This window comes from Rhizobium ruizarguesonis (assembly GCF_017357285.1).
GTDB lineage: Bacteria > Pseudomonadota > Alphaproteobacteria > Rhizobiales > Rhizobiaceae > Rhizobium > Rhizobium ruizarguesonis.
Map to the genome: position 1 here is coordinate 3,448,087 of NZ_CP071678.1, position 18,127 is coordinate 3,466,213.

General features: G+C 60.9%; 15 protein-coding genes. 8 read left to right on the forward strand and 7 right to left on the reverse strand.

The window, feature by feature from the left end; translation table 11 throughout:
* Nucleotides 1-24: 24 nt before the first annotated feature.
* Complete coding sequence (locus J3P73_RS17110; RefSeq protein WP_075224130.1) at nucleotides 25-795, reverse strand: N-formylglutamate amidohydrolase; 771 nt, start codon at nucleotides 793-795, stop codon at nucleotides 25-27.
* Nucleotides 796-974: 179 nt separating this feature from the next.
* Between J3P73_RS17110 and J3P73_RS17115 the strand changes: the two genes are divergently transcribed.
* The 6 genes from J3P73_RS17115 (at nucleotide 975) to J3P73_RS17140 (ending at nucleotide 6,466) form a co-directional block, all read left to right on the forward strand.
* Nucleotides 975-1,847, forward strand: a complete 873-nt coding sequence (locus tag J3P73_RS17115; protein ID WP_075224131.1) for a MurR/RpiR family transcriptional regulator — start codon at nucleotides 975-977, stop codon at nucleotides 1,845-1,847.
* A gap of 190 nt (nucleotides 1,848-2,037) precedes the next feature.
* A complete protein-coding gene (locus J3P73_RS17120) occupies nucleotides 2,038-3,141 on the forward strand; it encodes an ABC transporter substrate-binding protein (protein WP_024320753.1) in 1,104 nt (367 codons plus the stop codon).
* Between the two features lie 71 nt (nucleotides 3,142-3,212).
* Complete coding sequence (locus tag J3P73_RS17125; protein WP_020397649.1) at nucleotides 3,213-4,106, forward strand: ABC transporter permease; 894 nt, start codon at nucleotides 3,213-3,215, stop codon at nucleotides 4,104-4,106.
* Nucleotides 4,103-4,891, forward strand: a complete 789-nt coding sequence (locus J3P73_RS17130; protein WP_024320752.1) for an ABC transporter permease — start codon at nucleotides 4,103-4,105, stop codon at nucleotides 4,889-4,891. Before J3P73_RS17125 ends, J3P73_RS17130 begins: the two co-directional genes overlap by 4 nt.
* A gap of 12 nt (nucleotides 4,892-4,903) precedes the next feature.
* The gene (locus J3P73_RS17135; protein ID WP_130655920.1) at nucleotides 4,904-5,965 is read left to right on the forward strand and encodes an ABC transporter ATP-binding protein; all 1,062 of its coding nucleotides are present in this window, start codon (nucleotides 4,904-4,906) and stop codon (nucleotides 5,963-5,965) included.
* Nucleotides 5,966-6,160: 195 nt separating this feature from the next.
* Complete coding sequence (locus J3P73_RS17140) at nucleotides 6,161-6,466, forward strand: NIPSNAP family protein (protein WP_130655921.1); 306 nt, start codon at nucleotides 6,161-6,163, stop codon at nucleotides 6,464-6,466.
* A gap of 74 nt (nucleotides 6,467-6,540) precedes the next feature.
* On the opposite strand, the gene J3P73_RS17145 is transcribed toward J3P73_RS17140, so the two are convergent.
* From J3P73_RS17145 to J3P73_RS17165, 5 genes are all read right to left on the reverse strand, one after another.
* Nucleotides 6,541-7,542, reverse strand: a complete 1,002-nt coding sequence (locus tag J3P73_RS17145; RefSeq protein ID WP_018074097.1) for an ABC transporter ATP-binding protein — start codon at nucleotides 7,540-7,542, stop codon at nucleotides 6,541-6,543.
* A gap of 10 nt (nucleotides 7,543-7,552) precedes the next feature.
* The gene (locus J3P73_RS17150) at nucleotides 7,553-8,569 is read right to left on the reverse strand and encodes a Gfo/Idh/MocA family protein (protein WP_245002739.1); all 1,017 of its coding nucleotides are present in this window, start codon (nucleotides 8,567-8,569) and stop codon (nucleotides 7,553-7,555) included.
* Nucleotides 8,570-8,616: 47 nt separating this feature from the next.
* On the reverse strand, nucleotides 8,617-9,456 hold the full coding sequence (locus tag J3P73_RS17155) for a carbohydrate ABC transporter permease (protein WP_130655923.1): 840 nt from the start codon (nucleotides 9,454-9,456) through the stop codon (nucleotides 8,617-8,619).
* 9 nt (nucleotides 9,457-9,465) lie between these two features.
* Complete coding sequence (locus tag J3P73_RS17160; RefSeq protein ID WP_018074094.1) at nucleotides 9,466-10,413, reverse strand: carbohydrate ABC transporter permease; 948 nt, start codon at nucleotides 10,411-10,413, stop codon at nucleotides 9,466-9,468.
* Nucleotides 10,414-10,628: 215 nt separating this feature from the next.
* Nucleotides 10,629-11,888: an ABC transporter substrate-binding protein gene (locus J3P73_RS17165; protein ID WP_130692249.1), complete on the reverse strand. Its 1,260-nt coding sequence runs from the start codon at nucleotides 11,886-11,888 to the stop codon at nucleotides 10,629-10,631.
* A 527-nt stretch (nucleotides 11,889-12,415) separates the two neighbouring features.
* Between J3P73_RS17165 and J3P73_RS17170 the strand changes: the two genes are divergently transcribed.
* Both J3P73_RS17170 and J3P73_RS17175 read left to right on the forward strand, forming a co-directional pair.
* Nucleotides 12,416-13,300 (forward strand): glucosamine kinase nucleotide-binding domain-containing protein, encoded by an 885-nt coding sequence (locus J3P73_RS17170; protein WP_024320747.1) that lies wholly within the window; start codon nucleotides 12,416-12,418, stop codon nucleotides 13,298-13,300.
* Nucleotides 13,297-14,061: a GntR family transcriptional regulator gene (locus J3P73_RS17175; protein WP_011652849.1), complete on the forward strand. Its 765-nt coding sequence runs from the start codon at nucleotides 13,297-13,299 to the stop codon at nucleotides 14,059-14,061. Before J3P73_RS17170 ends, J3P73_RS17175 begins: the two co-directional genes overlap by 4 nt.
* 134 nt (nucleotides 14,062-14,195) lie before the next feature.
* On the opposite strand, the gene metH is transcribed toward J3P73_RS17175, so the two are convergent.
* Entirely contained in the window at nucleotides 14,196-17,969 is a 3,774-nt protein-coding gene (gene metH, locus J3P73_RS17180) for a methionine synthase (RefSeq protein ID WP_130664875.1), read from the reverse strand.
* Between the last annotated feature and the right edge of the window lie 158 nt (nucleotides 17,970-18,127).

Sequence of the window (18,127 nt, forward strand, 5' to 3'; positions counted from 1 at the left end):
GCTCCCTCGGGTCTTCTTTTTATGTCAGGCGTCCAGGCTTTGCTGGAGCAGCCCTTTCAGATAGTCGGCCATGACCCCTTGGCCGGTATCGTCTGCGATGAGGTCGTTGCGGACCTCGATCATCACATTGCGCAAGCCGTTCGAAAGCCCGTGCAGGATGAGCGTGTGGGTCACGCCGTCCTCGGGCCCGTAAGGCTTGTTGCGTTCTGTCCTGTAAAGCGGCGCCTCGGCCGCAGCCTCCAGCATAAGGTCGGCAAGCCGGCTGTCCTCATCATGCAATATGCCGAGTTCGACGGCGCGTTCGCGGCCATGATAGACCGGCGTGAAGCTGTGCATCGTCACGATGATGCTGTCCTGTGCCCTCGCTCGGCGATCGCGGATCAGCCCGCGAATAGCATCGTGGAAAGGCACATAGAGCGCGTCGGTGCGCGCAAGCCGTTCTTCGGGGCTCAAATCCTTATTGCCGGGAATGGCGTAGATCTCGCTGGTCTCCGGCATGGCGCCGGGTGAACTGGGCGGCCGGTTGCAGTCGTAGATAAGCCGGGAGAACCGCTGGTAAACGAGCGTCGCGTCGAGCGCTTCCGATATGTTGCGGGCGACCGCAAGCGCGCCCGGGTCCCAGGCAATGTGACTGGAGAGCGCTTCGCTGGGCAGGCCGAGATTGCCGAAAACGGCCGGAAGCGCATTCGAAGCGTGCTCGCAGACCAGAAGCACCGGGCTCCGGCCGTGGATACGTTCGATCCCGACGCAGTCACCGTCCGCTTCACTGAGGATTTTCGGCCGGGCCAGCACCAAACGCGCCACTCCTTATCCCTTAACAAATTCCTTATGAAGAAAAGAATTCTTCAGGTTTCAGCCGGTGTCAAGCATCCACTGAAAATTTCTTTTCATGACAGTAGTTGACATGGATTATGACAGCGTTGTTAACTTTGAGTGGGAAAGTGGCGCCAGACCATCCCGGGGAGCATAGTTACGTGACAGTTGCGTCGAAGACGGTTTCGGACGTCATACACTCGCATTTGGGGGTGTTGACGCGCGCCGAGAAGCAGTTGGCCGAAAGCCTGCTCGACAATTATCCGGTTTCCGGCCTCGGCAGCATCACCACGATTGCCGAGAATGCCGGAGTCTCGACGCCGACCGTCGTGCGCATGGTGCAGAAGCTTGGCTTTAAGGGCTATCCGGACTTTCAGGCGCATCTGCACCTGGAGGTCGAGGCGACGATTTCTAACCCGATCGCCAAACACGACCGCTGGGCGCAGAATGCCCCGGGCACGCATATTCTCAACCGTTTCGCCGATGCCATCATGGGCAATCTGCGCCAGACGCTGACCGATCTCGACACCGCGACTTTCGACAGCGTTTCCGCGCTGCTTTCCGACCGCAAGCGCGGCCTCTATTTTGTCGGCGGCCGCATCACCGGCGCGCTTGCCGAGTATTTCTTCACCCACATGCAAGTGATCCGGCCGGCAACGACGCTGCTGTCGTCGAATTCCAGCAGTTGGCCGCAATATGTCCTCAATATGAATGCCGGTGACATCCTGATCATCTTCGACATCCGCCGCTACGAGCAGGAGATGGTGAGCCTTGCCACCGCCGCCCGCAAACGCGGCGCCGAAATCGTCGTCTTCACCGACCAATGGGGATCGCCCGCGGCCAAGCTCGCCAGGCATACCTTTCGCGTCCGGATCGAGGCGCCGTCGGCCTGGGATTCCTCCGTCGTTACCCTTTTCATCGTCGAAGCGCTGATCGAGGCCGTTCAGAATTCGACCTGGGACGAGACGAAGGAACGCATGAAGACACTGGAAGGCCTGTTCGAGCAGACCAGGCTTTTCCGCAAACCGGGTTAGGAGGACAAGACTAAAACAGAAGAAAAACAATGACGGATTTTGGTGAAGGCAGACGGCGTTGTCGCAAATAAAACATTTGCTACAACCTCCGCTACCAACAGCAGAATTAACGTCATCCTACTGTCACACAAGCTTCATGTAATCTCATTAACAGCATCGCCAGACACTGAAAACCCGAAGGAGAACAACAGTGATCTCTAACATTTCTCGACTTCTGTCGCTCTCTACTGCGATGATCGTGGCTTCGACCGCGATTGCCGCCGCCGAGCCGAGCGCTGAACTTATTGCCGCCGCCAAGAAGGAAGGCACCCTGACGACGATCGCTCTTCCGCACGACTGGTGCGGCTACGGCGAAGTCATCGCCGGCTTCAAGGCCAAGTATGGCCTCGAGGTCAACGAGCTCAACCCGGATGCGGGTTCGGGCGACGAAGTCGAAGCCATCAAGGCCAACAAGGGCAACACCGGCCCGCAGGCTCCTGACGTCATCGACGTCGGCCTCTCTTTCGGCCCGTCCGCAAAGAAAGACGGCCTGATCCAGCCTTACAAGGTCTCCACCTGGGACTCCATCCCGGATACCGCCAAGGATGCCGAAGGCTACTGGTACGGCGACTATTACGGCGTTCTCTCGTTCCTCGTGAACAAGGATCTCGTCAAGGAATCGCCGGCCGACTGGGCCGACCTGAAGAAGAGCGACTACGCAAACACCGTCGCCCTCGCAGGCGATCCGCGTACCGCCAACCAGGCCGTCCAGGGCGTCTATGCGGCCGGTCTTTCCGCATCCGGCGGTGACGCTGCCAAGGCCGGCGAAGAAGGCCTGAAGTTCTTCGCCGAATTGAACAAGAACGGCAATTTCGTGCCGGTCGTCGGCAAGGCGGCTCCGTTCGCCCAGGGCTCCACGCCGATCATCGTTGCCTGGGATTACAACGCCCTCTCCTGGGGCGAAAGCCTGAAAGGCAATCCTCCGTTTGAGGTCGTCGTCCCGAAGACCGGCGTCGTTGCCGGCGTCTACGTCCAGGCTATCTCCGCCTTCGCTCCGCACCCGAACGCTGCGAAGCTCTGGATGGAATACCTCTATTCCGACGAAGGTCAGCTCGGCTGGCTGAAGGGCTATTGCCACCCGATCCGCTTCAACGATCTTGCCAAGAACAACAAGATCCCGAAGGAACTGCTCGACAAGCTGCCGCCGGCTGCAGCCTATGAAAAGGCTGTTTTCCCGACACTCGAAGAGCAGTCCGCTGGCAAGGAAGCCATCACCAAGAACTGGGATTCCGTTGTCGGCGCCGCCGTCAAGTAACCTCTGATCCTGCCTCCCCGCCGCAAGGCGGGGAGGTTTTCTCACTCCGACGCCCCAGGATGAGCTTTTCCATGAGCACCGTTTCAACGCCTATGGTGCGCAGTGCCCCCTTGATCAACAGAGATCGCGTGATCGACTGGCTGGGCATTGCACCCTTCATCATTTTCTCCCTGCTGTTCCTGATCATCCCCACGCTTTATCTTGTGGCGGGCGCATTCCTGACGCCCGAGGGCGATTTGACGCTGAAGAATATCGGTGATCTCTTTACCCCATCCATCATGAGCGCCTACTCGATCAGTATCCGTGTGTCGGTGGCGTCAGCTCTGGGCGGTGCGCTGATCGGCTTCTTCCTCGCCTGGGCCGTCGTGCTCGGCGGCCTGCCCGCCTCCATCCGTTCGACGCTGCTGACCTTCTCCGGCGTCGCCTCGAATTTCGCCGGCGTGCCGCTTGCCTTTGCCTTTCTCGCAACGCTCGGCCGCACCGGGCTTGTGACGATTTTCCTGCGCGAATGGTTCGGCTTCAATCTCTACGGCACCGGCTTTAATCTGTTGTCCTTCTTCGGCCTCACCATCACCTACATGTATTTCCAGATCCCGCTGATGGTGCTGATCCTGACGCCGGCCCTCGACGGCATGAAGAAGGAATGGCGCGAAGCCTCGCAGATCCTCGGCGCCACCAACCGCCAATACTGGACGATGGTCGCGCTGCCGATCCTTTGGCCGAGCCTGCTCGGCACGACGCTGTTGCTCTTCGCCAACGCTTTCGGCGCCATCGCCACCGCTTTCGCGCTGACCGGCAGCTCGCTGAACATCGTGCCGATCCTGCTCTATGCACAGATCCGCGGCGACGTTCTGCACAATGCCAATCTCGGTTACGCCATTGCGCTTGGCATGATCGTCATCACCGGCGTCTCCAACGTCCTTTACCTCATGCTGCGCATGCGCGCCGAACGGTGGCAGAAATGAAAGCTCAACGTCTCGGAGCCTGGATCGCCGTCATTCTGGGTGCATCCTATTTCGTCATTCCGTTGATCGGCACAATCGAGTTTTCGTTGCGCATGCGCCGCGGCGAATACAGCCTCGATGCCTACGAGTCGGTCTTCTCCGACATTCAGTTCCGTGAGACCTTCGGCTATTCCATGCTGATGGCGTTGTTCACCATCGTCTTCGGCATGCTGCTCGTCGTGCCGACGGCCTATTGGGTGCGCCTGCGCCTGCCGCAGATGCGTCCAGTCGTGGAATTCATCACGCTGCTGCCGCTCGTCATTCCGGCGATCGTCATCGTCTTCGGTTACCTCAGGATGTATAATTCTTCATCCTACCTGCCGCTGACGGGTTCGACGACCGGCACCAACATCCTGCTGGTCTTCTCCTATATCACCCTGTCCCTGCCCTATATGTACCGCGCCGTCGATACCGCCATGCGCGCCATCGACGTCCGCACGCTGACGGAAGCGGCCGAAAGCCTCGGCGCCCGATGGACGACCATCATGTTCAAGTGCATTTTCCCGAATGTCATGAGCGGCGTGCTCTCAGGCGCTTTCATCACGCTCGCGATCGTCATGGGCGAATTCACCTTTGCCGCACTTTTGAACCGTCCGGCCTTCGGTCCCTACCTGCAGCTGGTCGGCGCCAACAAGGCCTATGAGCCTTCGGCGCTTGCCGTCATCGCCTTCTCGATCACCTGGCTCAGCATGGGCCTGCTCAATCTCGTTTCCCGCTTCGGCAAAGCCGCCCCGGCAAAGGCTTAAGGTATCTGGCTCATGTCTTTTCTCACGCTGACCAACATTCAGAAATCCTTCGGCCCGGTTCAGGTCGTCAAGAACTTCAACATGACGATCGAGAAGGGTGAGTTCGTCTCCTTCCTGGGACCGTCGGGCTGCGGCAAGACGACCGTTCTGCGCATGATCGCCGGCTTCGAGACGCCGAGCGGCGGCACGCTGACCATCAACGGCAAGGACCAAAGCTCGCTGAAGCCGAACCAGCGCAATATCGGCATGGTGTTCCAGGCCTACGCGCTGTTCCCCAACATGACGGTGCACGACAATGTCGCCTTCGGTCTCAAGGTCGCCGGCGCCCCGAAGCCCGAAATCGACGCCCGCGTCAAGGAAATGCTTGGCCTGATCAAGCTCGATCACCTGGCCGACCGCTTCCCCTATCAGATGTCGGGCGGCCAGCAGCAGCGTGTTGCCCTTGCCCGCGCACTTGCCGTCAAGCCGCAGGTGCTGCTGCTCGACGAGCCGCTCTCCGCACTCGACGCCAAGATCCGCGTGTCGCTGCGCGAGGAAATCCGCCAGATCCAGCAGCAACTCGGCATCACCACTGTCTTCGTCACCCATGATCAGGAAGAGGCCCTGTCGATCTCCGACCGCATCGTCGTCATGAACGCCGGCAAGGCCGACCAGATCGGTTCTCCCTTCGAGATCTACAATACGCCGGCGACGCGCTTCGTCGCCTCCTTCGTCGGCACGCTGAACCTCATCGAGGCCAAGGTCGTCGATCCCGATACCAACCGCATCCAGATCGGCGATCAGGGCATAACGCTGAAGCAGTCGGTCGCAGCCCACAAGGCCGGCGAAACCATTTCGCTGGCGCTGCGTCCGGAAGCCGGCTCGCTCTCCGACAGCGTCAAGAGCGACACGGCGCTGACCGGTCTGGTCGTTTCGGCCCACTTCCTGGGGTCGGTCATCCGCACCCGCATGAATGTCGGCGGCAACGTCATCTCCTTCGACATGTTCAACAGCCCCGGCACCACCCCGCCACAGGCCGGCGAAACGGTAACGCTGCGCTTCATGGCAGCCGACCTGCTGATCATCCGCGACTGAGTTTACCAATACTGCTCAGGCAAAAGGCGCCGCGAAACGGCGCCTTTTTCATTTCAGGCCGGCCGACCTGTCAGCAATCGTGATGCAGCCATCACCGCAAAGCACTTGAACTCTTCAAGGTCAGTGCCAGAAGTTGAGCAAACCAAATGAGCCCGGCAGCCCTCTGTCCGGCATTTTACGCGATGGGATATGTCAATGATTACCTGCCACCTGCGTTATGTGATCGACCCGTACAAGCTTGCCGAATTCGAGGAATATGCCCGGCTCTGGATTCCGATCGTCAACAAGATGGGCGGCACCCATCACGGTTATTTCCTGCCGTCTGAAGGCGCCAACAACATTGCCGTTGCCTTGTTTTCCTTCCCGAGCCTTGCCGCTTACGAGGACTATCGCACACGTATGGCAAGCGATCCGGAATGTCAGGCCGCTTTCGAACTCGACAAACGCAACCGCAGTATCGTCAGCTATGAACGCAGCTTCATGCGGCCCGTGCTCGGCTGATCGAACCGCGCACGATGGGAAATGAAAAAGCCCCACCAGGCTGGCTGGCGGGGTTTTTCCGTTCTGTCATGCGCTTAGCGGATCGCCTGATCGTCGACGTCGAAACGATGCACGTGCGCCTGGTCCGGCGTCGCATAGACGATCTCGTCCGGCTCATACTGGTGCTCGCCGAAAAGACGCGCGGTCAGCAGGCCGCATTGATCAGATTCCAGATAGATGATCGTGTCGGCGCCGAGATGCTCGACATGCACGACCTTCGCAGCCCAAGTCCCCTGCTCGCGCGACAACGTCATATGTTCGGGACGCACACCGATCGTCTTGGCGCTGTGATCGCCGACCTTCTCGGCCGCGATGAAATTCATCTGCGGCGAGCCGATGAAGCCGGCAACGAAAACATTGGCCGGTCGTTTGTAGAGTTCCATCGGCGAACCGATCTGCTCGATCGCCCCTGCATTCAAGACAACGATCTTGTCGGCAAGTGTCATTGCCTCGACCTGGTCGTGGGTCACATAGATCATCGTCGCCTTCAGGCTGCGGTGCAGTCGGGCGATTTCGAGGCGGGTCTGGACGCGCAGCGCCGCATCGAGGTTCGACAGCGGTTCGTCGAACAGGAAGAGTTCCGGTTCGCGCACGATCGCACGGCCGATGGCGACACGCTGGCGCTGGCCGCCGGAGAGCTCGGCCGGCCGCCGCGCCAGATAGGGTTCCAGCGAAAGCATGCCGGATGCCTTGCTGACACGCTTGTCGATCTCGTCCTTGGCGGTGCCGGCCTGCTTGAGACCGAGCCCCATATTGTCCTTGACCGTCAGATGCGGGTAGAGCGCGTAGGACTGAAACACCATGGCGATGCCGCGCTTGGCCGGCGGCGTCAGCGTCTCGTCGCGGCCATTGATGACGACGGCGCCCGACGTGACGTCTTCGAGGCCTGCAATGCTGCGCAGCAGCGTCGATTTCCCACAGCCCGACGGCCCGACGAAGATGACGAATTCGCCGTCCTTGACCTCGAGGTCGATGCCTTTCAGCACCTCATGCGTGCCATAGGTCTTGCGGATGGATTTGAGTTGAAGCGATCCCACGGGTCTTTCCTTATATTCTGACCGGCTGGCCGGTACGCACGCTCTCGTCGGCGGCAAGGCAGATGCGCAGCGACGCCACCGCATCCGCCATATGGCGGTCGAGGTCCAGATCCTCGCGGATCGCCCTCAGCATGAAGGCTTGCTCCAGGTCGCAGAGTTCCTGATGGCCGGGCTCGCCTTCCATCGTCATGTCCCGGTCGGGCCGGATGAACTTGCCGTCCGGGCCGGTCTCGGCCGAGTGCAGACGGATCACCGAGGTCTTGGTATGCGTGTCGATATCGTCGGACTTGGCGTTCGGATCCATGACGATCGACACCGCGCCTTTTGGCGACATCACATCTTTCACGAAGAAGGCTGTTTCCGAGATCATCGGGCCCCAGCCGGCCTCGTACCAGCCGACGGAACCATCCTCGAACAGCACCTGCAGGTGACCGTAATTGTACATGTCGGCGGCGATCTCGCCGGACATGCGCAGCCCCATGCCGCGCACCTCGACAGCCCTCGCGTCAGTGATCTGGCACATGACGTCGACATAATGCACACCGCAATCGACGATCGGCGAGGTCGTGCGCATCAGCGACTTGTGCGTCGCCCAGGTCGGGCCGCTGGACTGCTGATTGAGATTCATGCGGAAGACGTAAGGCGGGCCGAGCTTGCGCGCCTCTTCGATCAGCTTCATCCAGGAAGGATGATGGCGAAGGATATAACCGATCACCAGCTTGCGCCCGGCCTTCCCCGCTGCGGCGACGACGCGCTCGGCGTCGGCCACCGTGGTCGCCAGCGGCTTTTCAACGAAGACATCACAGCCCGCATCGAAGGCGGCGACCGCATAATCGGCATGGCTGTCGGAATAGGTGTTGATCGAGCAGAGGTCCGGTTTCAGCTCGGCGAGCGCCGTCGTGAAGTCGGGATGGATCGTATATTGCTCAAGTTCCGGCGCAAGCTGCGACGGCTTGGAACGATTGACAAGACCGACGATCTCGAAGCCCGGATTGTTGTGATAGGCGAGCGCGTGGCTGCGGCCCATATTGCCGAGGCCGGCAACGAGGACACGGATCGGCTTTTCGGATTGGCTCACTTGACGGCTCCTGACGTGATGCCGCGGATCAGCTGCCGCGAGAAGATGACGTAGAGGACGAGGATCGGCAGGATCGCCAGCGACAGCGCCGCCAGCACCGCGTTCCAATTGGTGACGAACTGACCGATGAAGATCTGCGAGCCGAGCGTCACCGTCTTGGTGGCCTCGGAGGGCGCCAGGATGAGCGGGAACCAGAGATCGTTCCAGATCGGGATCATCGTGAAGACCGCGACCGTCGCCATGGCCGGGCGCACCAGCGGCAGCACCAGGCGGAAGAAGATCGCATATTCGGAAAGCCCGTCGATGCGCCCGGCATTCTTCAGATCGTCCGAAACCGTGCGCATGAATTCCGACAGGATGAAGATCGCCAGCGGTATGCCCTGCGCGGTATAGACAAGAACCAGCGCCGTCAGCGTATTGACGAGACCGGCCGCCACCATGCCCTGCAGGATCGCCACCGTGCCGAGACGGATCGGGATCATGATGCCGATCGCCATGTAGAGACCAAGCAGCATATTGCCGCGGAAGCGGTACTCCGAGAGCGCGAAGGCCGCCATGGCGCCGAAGAGTAGCACCAGCAGGATCGAGACGATCGTGACGATGAAGCTGTTCTGGAAATAGGTGGCGAAATCGCCCTGCCCGAGCACCGTCTGATAGCCGACCAGACTGAAGGTCGATGGCGTCGGGATCATCAGCGGCTCGCGGAAGATCGAGGCACGATCCTTGAACGAGTTGACGATGGTCAGAAACACCGGAAACAGCGCGACCAGCGTATAGGCGCTCAGCGCCATATGCACGAGGCCGGTGCGGATGGGAGATGTGCGTGCCTTGGACATGCGCGCTCCTCAGAATTGGTAGCGACGCATGCGCCGCTGGATGACGAACAGATAAAGCGAGACGCCGGCGAGGATGATGAGGAACATCACCGTGGCAATCGTCGCGCCCATCGAGCGGTCGCCGAGCTGAAGCTGGAAACCGAAGAAGGTGCGGTAGAGCAGCGTGCCGAGAATGTCGGTCGACATGTCAGGTCCGGCAAGCGCCCCCTGCACGGTATAGATCAGGTCGAAGGCATTGAAATTGCCGACGAAGGTCAGGATCGAGATGATGCCGATCGCCGGCAGGATGAGCGGCAGCTTGATTTTCCAGAATTGGGCCCAGCCGGTGATGCCGTCGCATTCGGCCGCCTCGATCACCTCTTCGGGGATGCTGAGCAGTGCGGCATAGATCAGCATCATCGGAATGCCGATATATTGCCAGTTCGAGATCAGCGACACCGCAATCAGCGCCGAACCGGACTTGCCGAGCCAGGGTGCGAACAGGAATTTCAAACCGATGAGATCGAGCATCCAGGGCGCCACGCCCCAGATCGGCGAAAGGATGAGCTTCCAGATGAAGCCGACGATGACGAAGGACAAGAGCGTCGGCAGGAACATCGCCGTGCGATAGAAGGCGACGCCGCGCAGCTTCGGCACCGAAAGCAGGGCGGCAAGCGCCACCCCGATCGGGTTCTGCACGCACATGTGGATGGCAAAGAAGATCAGGTTATTGACAAGGGCATTCCAGAAATCGCGCGCCCAGCGCGCATCGCCGAACAGCACCTTGAAATTCGCCAGTCCGACGAAGGCCGGCTGCCCGTCGACCGTATTGTAGAGCGACAGCCGAAGAGTTTCGATGAGCGGCAGCACCATGACCGCCGAATAGACGATCAGGGCCGGCAGCATGAAGACGAAGATGTGCCAGCGCACCGCGCGCTTGATCGGGACAATATCAGCCGCGTTGTCGGTTTCGCTCATGGCTTTTGCCTGTTCTTGTCGACTGGCTGCAAGGGCAGCACAGGTGGAAAACGTTGCGCCTCACCCTAACTCTCTGCCACCTGGGAGGAGAGGGAACACGCCCTGTTGAGATCCTATCGGGCTGGGAGGTCGCTGCGAGTCTCCTTCTCCCCGCGAGCGGGGAGAAGGTGGCCGGCAGGCCGGATGAGGGGCTGCAAACGCCGCCCCGGATCACATCACTTGGCCGGCTTGTACCAGCTGTCGAGGCCCTTCTGGAGCTTTTCGGCAGCAACCGCAGGCGTATCCGTGCCGTTGATCACATTGGCCGATTCGACCCAGGTCTCGTTTTCGAGGTTCGGCGTGCCGCGCGACAGGATCTGGTAGGTCGAGCGCACCGTCGACTTGTACGGGCCGCGCCAGGAAACGAATTCCTGAGCGAGCGGATCGGACATCTTGACCGGGTTGGAGTTCAGGCTGAAGAAGCCCGGCAGCGCGTTGGCGTAGATATCGGCGAACTCAGGCGAAGCGACCCAGCTGAGGAACTTCTTGGCTTCCTCGGCATGCGTGCTCTTGGTGTTCAGAGCGACACCGATATCCGGATGGTCGGAGATGTAGCCCGTGTCGCCGGCCTTCGGAACCGGCGGCGGGAAGGCGCCCATCTTGAACTGAGCCTGGCTGTTGAACAGCGAGATTTCCCACGAGCCGGCCGGATAGATCGCGGCGCGACCGAGCGTGAACAGGTTCTGGCTGTCGGAGTAGGTCTGTGCTTCGAAGCCGTCGCCGAGATAGGGCTTCCACTTGGCAAGCTCTTCATAGGGCTTGACCCAGTCGGCGTCGGTCAGCTTCTGCTTGCCGGCGATCAGGGCGGCGCGGCCGTCCTCACCCTTCCAGTAGTTCGGGCCGATGTTCTGGTAGCCCATGGTAGCGGCTTCCCAGAGGTCCTTCGTGCCCATGGCGAGCGGAATGTAGGTGCCGTCGGCCTTGATCTTGTCGAGCGCTGCGTAGAACTCGTCCTGGGTCTTCGGCACAGAGATGCCGAGCTTGTCGAAGGCATCCTTGTTGTAGATGAAGCCGTGGATGACAGAAGCCATCGGCACGCAAAAGGTCGACTTGCCGTCGTCGGTGCTCCAGGCAGCCTTGGCGACCGGCGAGAAGTTCTCCATGCCAGGCAGGCTGGTGATGTCAGTGAGCTGCTTCTTGTTGAAGAGTTCGAGCGAGGCATCGAACGGACGGCAGGTGATGATATCGCCTGCGGAGCCTGCATCGAGCTTGGCATTCAGCGAGGCGTTGTATTCGGTCGGCGCGGTCGGCGAGAAGACGATCTTGATGCCCGGGTTCTTGGCTTCGAAAGCCGGGATGATCTTTTCCTGCCAGATCTGCAGGTCGTCGTTACGCCAGCTTTCGACCGTCAGCGTGACGTCGGCGGCGTGGACGAAACCCGCTGAACTCAGCAGACTGGAGGCAAGCAGCAGGCTTTTCAGAGCAGTGTTTTTCATTTCCCTCTCCTGTTTTAAGCGCCGCGAGGCGCTGTTTTCGATCTGAAACAAGCAATTGGTGTGTCTGAGGCAACACCCAACGCCCCTTGGAGGACCGCCAGCAATGCCGGTCCCGAAAGCTCGACGGACACGAAGGCGGATCGCCAGCGGCCGAACTGTGCGCCTTCCCGGCGGCTGCACCGGGAGCGGCGAAATGATGGGGAAAGCCGATGGATGCCCGAATTCGCCCCCTGCTTGATGGGCCCGGGGGCGTTCTCTCGATCATCCTCGAAGCGGTTCCGGCTTGACTTAACTGCCGGTTTTCGTGGGCTTCGAAGTGCTGTTCCCTTTTGCCGAATTAATGCCAAAAAAATACCAATTGTCCAGCCGAAATTAACTTTTCGGCCTGATAAAACTCATTAAAAAAATTTAATAAAGCAAAATCAATATGATAAAAAGATTTATTTTCCACGTCATTCCCACTTGGTAAATGGTATTTTTTTGGTATTGTATTAAAAAACATAGGGAACGGCATATTCGGAGGCCCGATGACGGAGCTTGCAATCGGCATAGACGGCGGCGGAACGAGCTGCCGGGCCGCGGTCGCGGACAGGAGCGGCAATATCATCGGCCGCGGCAAGGCCGGCCCTGCCAACATCCTGTCGGATCTGGAAAACTCTCTTCTCAATATCGTCGAATCCGCCCGGCAGGCGCTAGGCGATGCCGGGCTTGCCGCTGAAACCATTTCCTCCGTCGCAGCCGTCGTCGGCGTCGCCGGCGCCAATGTCGGCGATTATGGTAGACGAATCGAAAAGGCCCTGCCCTTCACCGAAGGCCGCGTCGTCACCGATGCGCTGATCGCCCTGCAGGGCGCGCTCGGCGATGCCGACGGCATCGTCGGCGCCTTCGGCACCGGCTCGGTTTATAATGCCCGTAGGGATGGCCGGCTGAACGGCATCGGCGGCTGGGGTTTCGTTGTCGGCGACCAGGCAAGCGGCGCCCGCCTCGGTCGCGACCTGCTGGAACGATCGCTGCTCGCCCGTGACGGGGTGCGCCCGGCATCGCCGATCACCGACGCGGTCATGACCGAATACGGCAACGATCCCGAGCGCATCGTCGAATTCGCCCATTCGGCAAGACCGAAGGACTTTGCCGGCTACGCACCGATCGTCTTTCAGCATGCGGCCAAGGGCGATGCCATCGCGGTCGGCATCGTCACGGATGCGGCAACGGCGATCGGCGAAAGCCTCGACGCGCTGCTCTGGCCCGAATGCCCCTCGATCTGCCTGCTCGGCGGTCTTGCCGAAGCCTATGAACCCTGGCTTTCCGAACGCTACAGGCCGCTGCTCGCCAGACCGAAGAACGATGCCTTGCACGGCGCAGTGGAACTTGCGGTGAAGCTCTTGAACAACAAGCAGAGAGGTGCGGCATGAGCGACGACCTCGCTACCATCCTGTCCCTGGAGCGCTTGCAGGCTGCCGGCACCGGCCCGCTCTACGTCAAGCTGCGTCGCATGCTCGAAGAGGCCGTGCGCACCGGCACGCTCGGCCACGGCGATGCGCTGCCGCCGGAGCGCGACATCGCCGAATTCGCCGCCGTTAGCCGCGTCACCGTGCGCAAGGCGATCGACGAACTTGTCGCCGACGGCCTGCTGGTGCGCCGCCACGGCTCGGGCACCTTCGTCGCCAAGCCGGTCTCCAAGGTCGAGCAACGCCTGTCGCAGCTCACCTCCTTTACTGAGGATATGGCGCGCCGCGGCATGTCCTCCCGCTCCGAATGGCTGCACAAGGGCATCCATACCCCCTCGCCCGATGAGATGATGATCCTTGGCCTCGGTACCGACGTCAAGGTTTCGCGCCTCTCCCGCCTGCGCATCGCCGACGACCAGCCGCTGGCAATCGAGAACGCCAGCGTCTCCGGCGAATTCCTGCCCGATCCCTCAGCCGTCACCAATTCGCTCTATGCCGAGCTCGAACGCCTCCAGGTTCGCCCCGTGCGCGCCGTGCAGCGCATCTCGGCGACCAACATGAAGGAAGCCGACGCCCAGCTTCTCGGCGTCTCCGTCGGTGCGGCCGGCCTGTCGATCGAGCGTATCTCCTATCTCGGCTCCGGCCGCGCCGTCGAATTCACCCGCTCGCTCTATCGCGGCGACGCCTATGACTTCGTCGCGGAGCTGACGATCGCGGTGACTTGAAACGCAAAGCCGACATCATCGGCTCCAAAGAATAATCTTCTTGATTTTCAAAAGCATGAAGCCGGAAAGTGAATCACTTTCCGGCTTCCTCGTTTCTTGAATCACTTTATCAGCGGACGACGCCAAACGGCTGGTTACGCCGCATCCTCGATCTCGGTTTCGGTCTTGCGCGGCACATAGTTCAGCACTGGCCCGAGCCAGCGCTCGATCTCGGAAACCTCCATGCCCTTGCGGGCCGCATAGTCTTCCACCTGATCGCGCTCCACCTTGGCGACGCCGAAATAATAGGAGTCGGGATGGCCGATATAGAGGCCGGAGACCGAGGAGCCCGGCCACATCGCATAACTCTCTGTCAGCTTCACGCCGGCCGCTTTTTCAGCGTCGAGCAACTTGAAGAGTGTTGCCTTTTCGGTGTGGTCGGGCTGGGCGGGATAACCAGGCGCCGGGCGAATGCCGGCATAGGCTTCGGTGATGAGATCCTCCTTGCTGAGCGTCTCGTCCTTGGCATAGCCCCAGTATTCGCGCCGCACCCGCTCGTGCATGCGCTCGGCAAAGGCTTCGGCGAAGCGGTCGGCCAGCGCTTTGACGAGGATCGAGGAATAATCGTCGTTCGCCCGTTCGAAACGCTCGGCGATGGCGATTTCCTCGATACCCGCTGTCACCACGAAGCCGCCGACATAATCCTGAGCACCGCTTGTGACAGGCGCCACGAAGTCGGAGAGCGCCACGTTCGGCCGCCCGTCCCGCTTGGAAAGCTGCTGGCGCAGCGTATAGAAGGTCTCAAGCTCGTGCTTCCGGCTCTCGTCCGTGAACAGCCGGATATCATCGCCGACCGCGCCGGCCGGCCAGAAGCCGATGACGGCGCGCGGGCGGAACCACTTCTCGTCGATGATCTTCTTCAGCATGGCCTGCGCATCGGCCCAGAGCGCACGCGCCGCCTCGCCCTGCTTCTCGTCGTCGAGAATGGCGGGGTACCGGCCGCGCAGCTCCCAGGTCTGGAAGAACGGCGTCCAGTCGATATATTTGGCAAGCTCGGCCAGATCGTAATCCTCGAACACCCGTGTGCCGAAGAATTGCGGCTTCACCGGCCGGTAGGCAGACCAGTCGATCTTGTGGGCATTCTCGCGAGCCCGGGGCAACGGCAAGCGCACCTTCTCGGCCTCGCTGCGCGCATGGGCGGCCGCCACCTTGGCATATTCGGCGCGAATGTCGTCGACATAGGCCTGGCGGTTCTCCGGTGACAGCAGGGCCGAGACGACGCCGACGGCGCGGCTCGCATCGGTCACGTAGATCGTCTGCCCCTTGTTGTAGCCGGGATGGATCTTCACGGCCGTATGCACGCGGCTGGTCGTTGCCCCGCCGATCAGCAGCGGGATCTCGAAGCCCTGCCGCTCCATTTCGGCCGCGACATGCACCATCTCGTCGAGCGACGGCGTGATCAGGCCGGAAAGGCCGATGACATCGACCTTTTCGGCAATCGCCGTTTCGAGGATCTTCGTCGCCGGCACCATGACGCCGAGGTCGACGATCTCGTAATTGTTGCAGGCAAGCACGACGCCGACGATGTTCTTGCCGATATCGTGCACATCGCCCTTGACCGTCGCCATCAGGATCTTGCCGGCCGACCGGCGTTCCTCGCCGCCATTGAGGCGCTTTTCCTCTTCCATGTAGGGCAGCAGCACGGCCACCGCCTGCTTCATCACGCGCGCCGACTTGACCACCTGCGGCAGGAACATCTTGCCCGAGCCGAACAGGTCACCGACGACGTTCATGCCGGCCATCAGCGGCCCTTCGATGACGTGCAGCGGCCTTGCAGCCTGCTGGCGCGCCTCCTCGGTATCGGCCTCGATATATTCGGTGATGCCGTTGACCAGCGCATGTTCGAGACGCTTCTCGACGCTCCATTCGCGCCAGGAAAGATCCTGGACTCGGCCTTCGCGTGCCGCGCCGCCACGGAATTTCTCCGCCACTTCGAGCAGCCGCTCGGTGCCGTCGGGACGGCGGTTCAGCACTACATCCTCGCAGGCCTCGCGCAGCTCGGGATCGATGTTGTCGTAAACAGCAAGCTGGCCGGCATTGACGATGCCCATGTCCATGCCCGCCTGGATGGCGTGGTAGAGGAACACGGCGTGCATCGCCTCGCGCACCGGCTCGTTGCCGCGGAACGAGAAGGACAGGTTCGAAACACCGCCCGAAATATGCACCAGCGGCATGCGCTCGCGGATCGTCCGCGTCGCCTCGATGAAGTCGACGCCGTAATTATTGTGCTCCTCGATGCCGGTCGCGACCGCGAAGATGTTCGGATCGAAGATGATATCCTCGGGCGGGTAGCCGATCTTTTCGGTCAGCAGCTTGTAGGCGCGCGTGCAGATTTCCACCTTGCGCTCATAGCTGTCCGCCTGCCCCGTTTCATCGAAGGCCATGACCACGACGGCGGCACCATAATTGTGCAACAGCCGCGCCTGGGCGAGGAAATTCTCCTCGCCTTCCTTCAGCGAGATCGAGTTGACGATCGGCTTGCCCTGGACGCGCTTCAGGCCGGATTCGATGATCGAGAATTTCGACGAGTCGATCATGACAGGCACACGGGCGATGTCAGGCTCGGCGGCGATCAGGTTGAGGAACTCGACCATCGCCTTTTCGGAATCGATCAGGCCCTCGTCCATATTGATGTCGATCACCTGGGCGCCGTTCTCAACCTGGTCGCGGGCGACATCGAGCGCTGCAGTGAAATCGGCGTTGGTGATCAGCTTGCGGAAGCGGGCCGAGCCGGTGACGTTGGTGCGCTCGCCGACATTGACGAAGGGAATGTCCTTCGTCAGTTCGAAGGGTTCGAGGCCCGACAGCGACATGAAGGGGCGATGCTCGGGGATCGGCCGTGGCTTGTACTTGGCAACGGTCTCGGCGATCGCCTTGATATGCTCCGGCGTCGAGCCGCAGCAGCCGCCGACGATATTGACGAGGCCCTCGCGAGCGAAGCCGTCGATCTGCGCCGCCATCAGCTCCGGCGTTTCGTCATACTGGCCGAATTCGTTCGGCAGGCCGGCATTCGGATAGGCGCAGATGAAGGTGTCGGCAACGCCCGAAAGCTCCTGCAGATGCGGGCGCATCGCATTGGCGCCGAGCGCGCAGTTGAGCCCGATCGTGAAGGGATTGGCATGGCGCACCGAGTTCCAGAAAGCCGACGGTGTTTGGCCGGACAGCGTGCGGCCGGAAAGGTCGGTGATCGTGCCCGAGATCATCACCGGCAGGCGCACGCCCTTGGCCTCGAAGCGCTCCTCGCAGGCGAAGATCGCCGCCTTGGCGTTCAGCGTGTCGAAGATCGTCTCGATGAGGATGATATCGGCGCCGCCGTCGATCAGTCCGTCGATCTGCTCGCCATAGGCGGAGCGCAGATCGTCGAAGGTCACGGCGCGAAAGCCGGGATTGTTGACGTCGGGCGAGATCGAGGCGGTGCGGTTGGTCGGCCCGATGGCGCCGGCTACGAAACGACGGCGGCCGTCTTCGCGCTCGGCGCGCTGTGCTGCCCGGCGCACGATCTCGGCACCTTCCTTGTTGAGGTCGTAGACCGCACCTTCCATCTCATAATCGGCCTGGGCGATGCGGGTCGAGGAGAAGGTGTTGGTCTCAAGAATATCGGCGCCGGCCTTGGCGTATCTGTAATGGATCTCTTCGATCGCGTCCGGCTGGGTCAGGATCAGAAGGTCGTTATTGCCCTTCTGGTGACAGGCGCAGCCAATGAAGCGCGTTCCGCGAAACTGGTCTTCGTCATAGCCGAGCCCCTGGATCTGCGTGCCCATGGCGCCGTCGAGAACAAGGATGCGCTCGCTCGCGGCTTGTTTCAAAGCTGCGAAAACTTCACTGCCGTCACGCTTGCCCGTTTCCGGACCAAAGAGATTGTCAAACACGGGAGGGCTCCTTGACGTCGTAAGACCAGACTTCCAAATCACATAAAGATATCTTTATGTCAATATATGCCTGTCGATTTCGTGCTTTGCAAATCTCGCCGGATGACAGACTCGCACGACGCCTATATAGGCGTTTACAACGCTTTGTGCACGAAATC

What these genes read in the sequence shown, in the direction of transcription:
- J3P73_RS17125 (WP_020397649.1), top strand. Translation starts at nt 3,213, where the DNA reads ATGAGCACCGTTTCAACGCCTATGGTGCGCAGTGCCCCCTTGATCAAC.
- J3P73_RS17130 (WP_024320752.1), top strand. Translation starts at nt 4,103, where the DNA reads ATGAAAGCTCAACGTCTCGGAGCCTGGATCGCCGTCATTCTGGGTGCA.
- J3P73_RS17135 (WP_130655920.1), top strand. Translation starts at nt 4,904, where the DNA reads ATGTCTTTTCTCACGCTGACCAACATTCAGAAATCCTTCGGCCCGGTT.
- J3P73_RS17140 (WP_130655921.1), top strand. Translation starts at nt 6,161, where the DNA reads ATGATTACCTGCCACCTGCGTTATGTGATCGACCCGTACAAGCTTGCC.
- J3P73_RS17150 (WP_245002739.1), bottom strand. Translation starts at nt 8,569, where the DNA reads ATGGGCCGCAGCCACGCGCTCGCCTATCACAACAATCCGGGCTTCGAG.
- J3P73_RS17155 (WP_130655923.1), bottom strand. Translation starts at nt 9,456, where the DNA reads ATGTCCAAGGCACGCACATCTCCCATCCGCACCGGCCTCGTGCATATG.
- J3P73_RS17160 (WP_018074094.1), bottom strand. Translation starts at nt 10,413, where the DNA reads ATGAGCGAAACCGACAACGCGGCTGATATTGTCCCGATCAAGCGCGCG.
- J3P73_RS17165 (WP_130692249.1), bottom strand. Translation starts at nt 11,888, where the DNA reads ATGAAAAACACTGCTCTGAAAAGCCTGCTGCTTGCCTCCAGTCTGCTG.
- J3P73_RS17170 (WP_024320747.1), top strand. Translation starts at nt 12,416, where the DNA reads ATGACGGAGCTTGCAATCGGCATAGACGGCGGCGGAACGAGCTGCCGG.
- J3P73_RS17175 (WP_011652849.1), top strand. Translation starts at nt 13,297, where the DNA reads ATGAGCGACGACCTCGCTACCATCCTGTCCCTGGAGCGCTTGCAGGCT.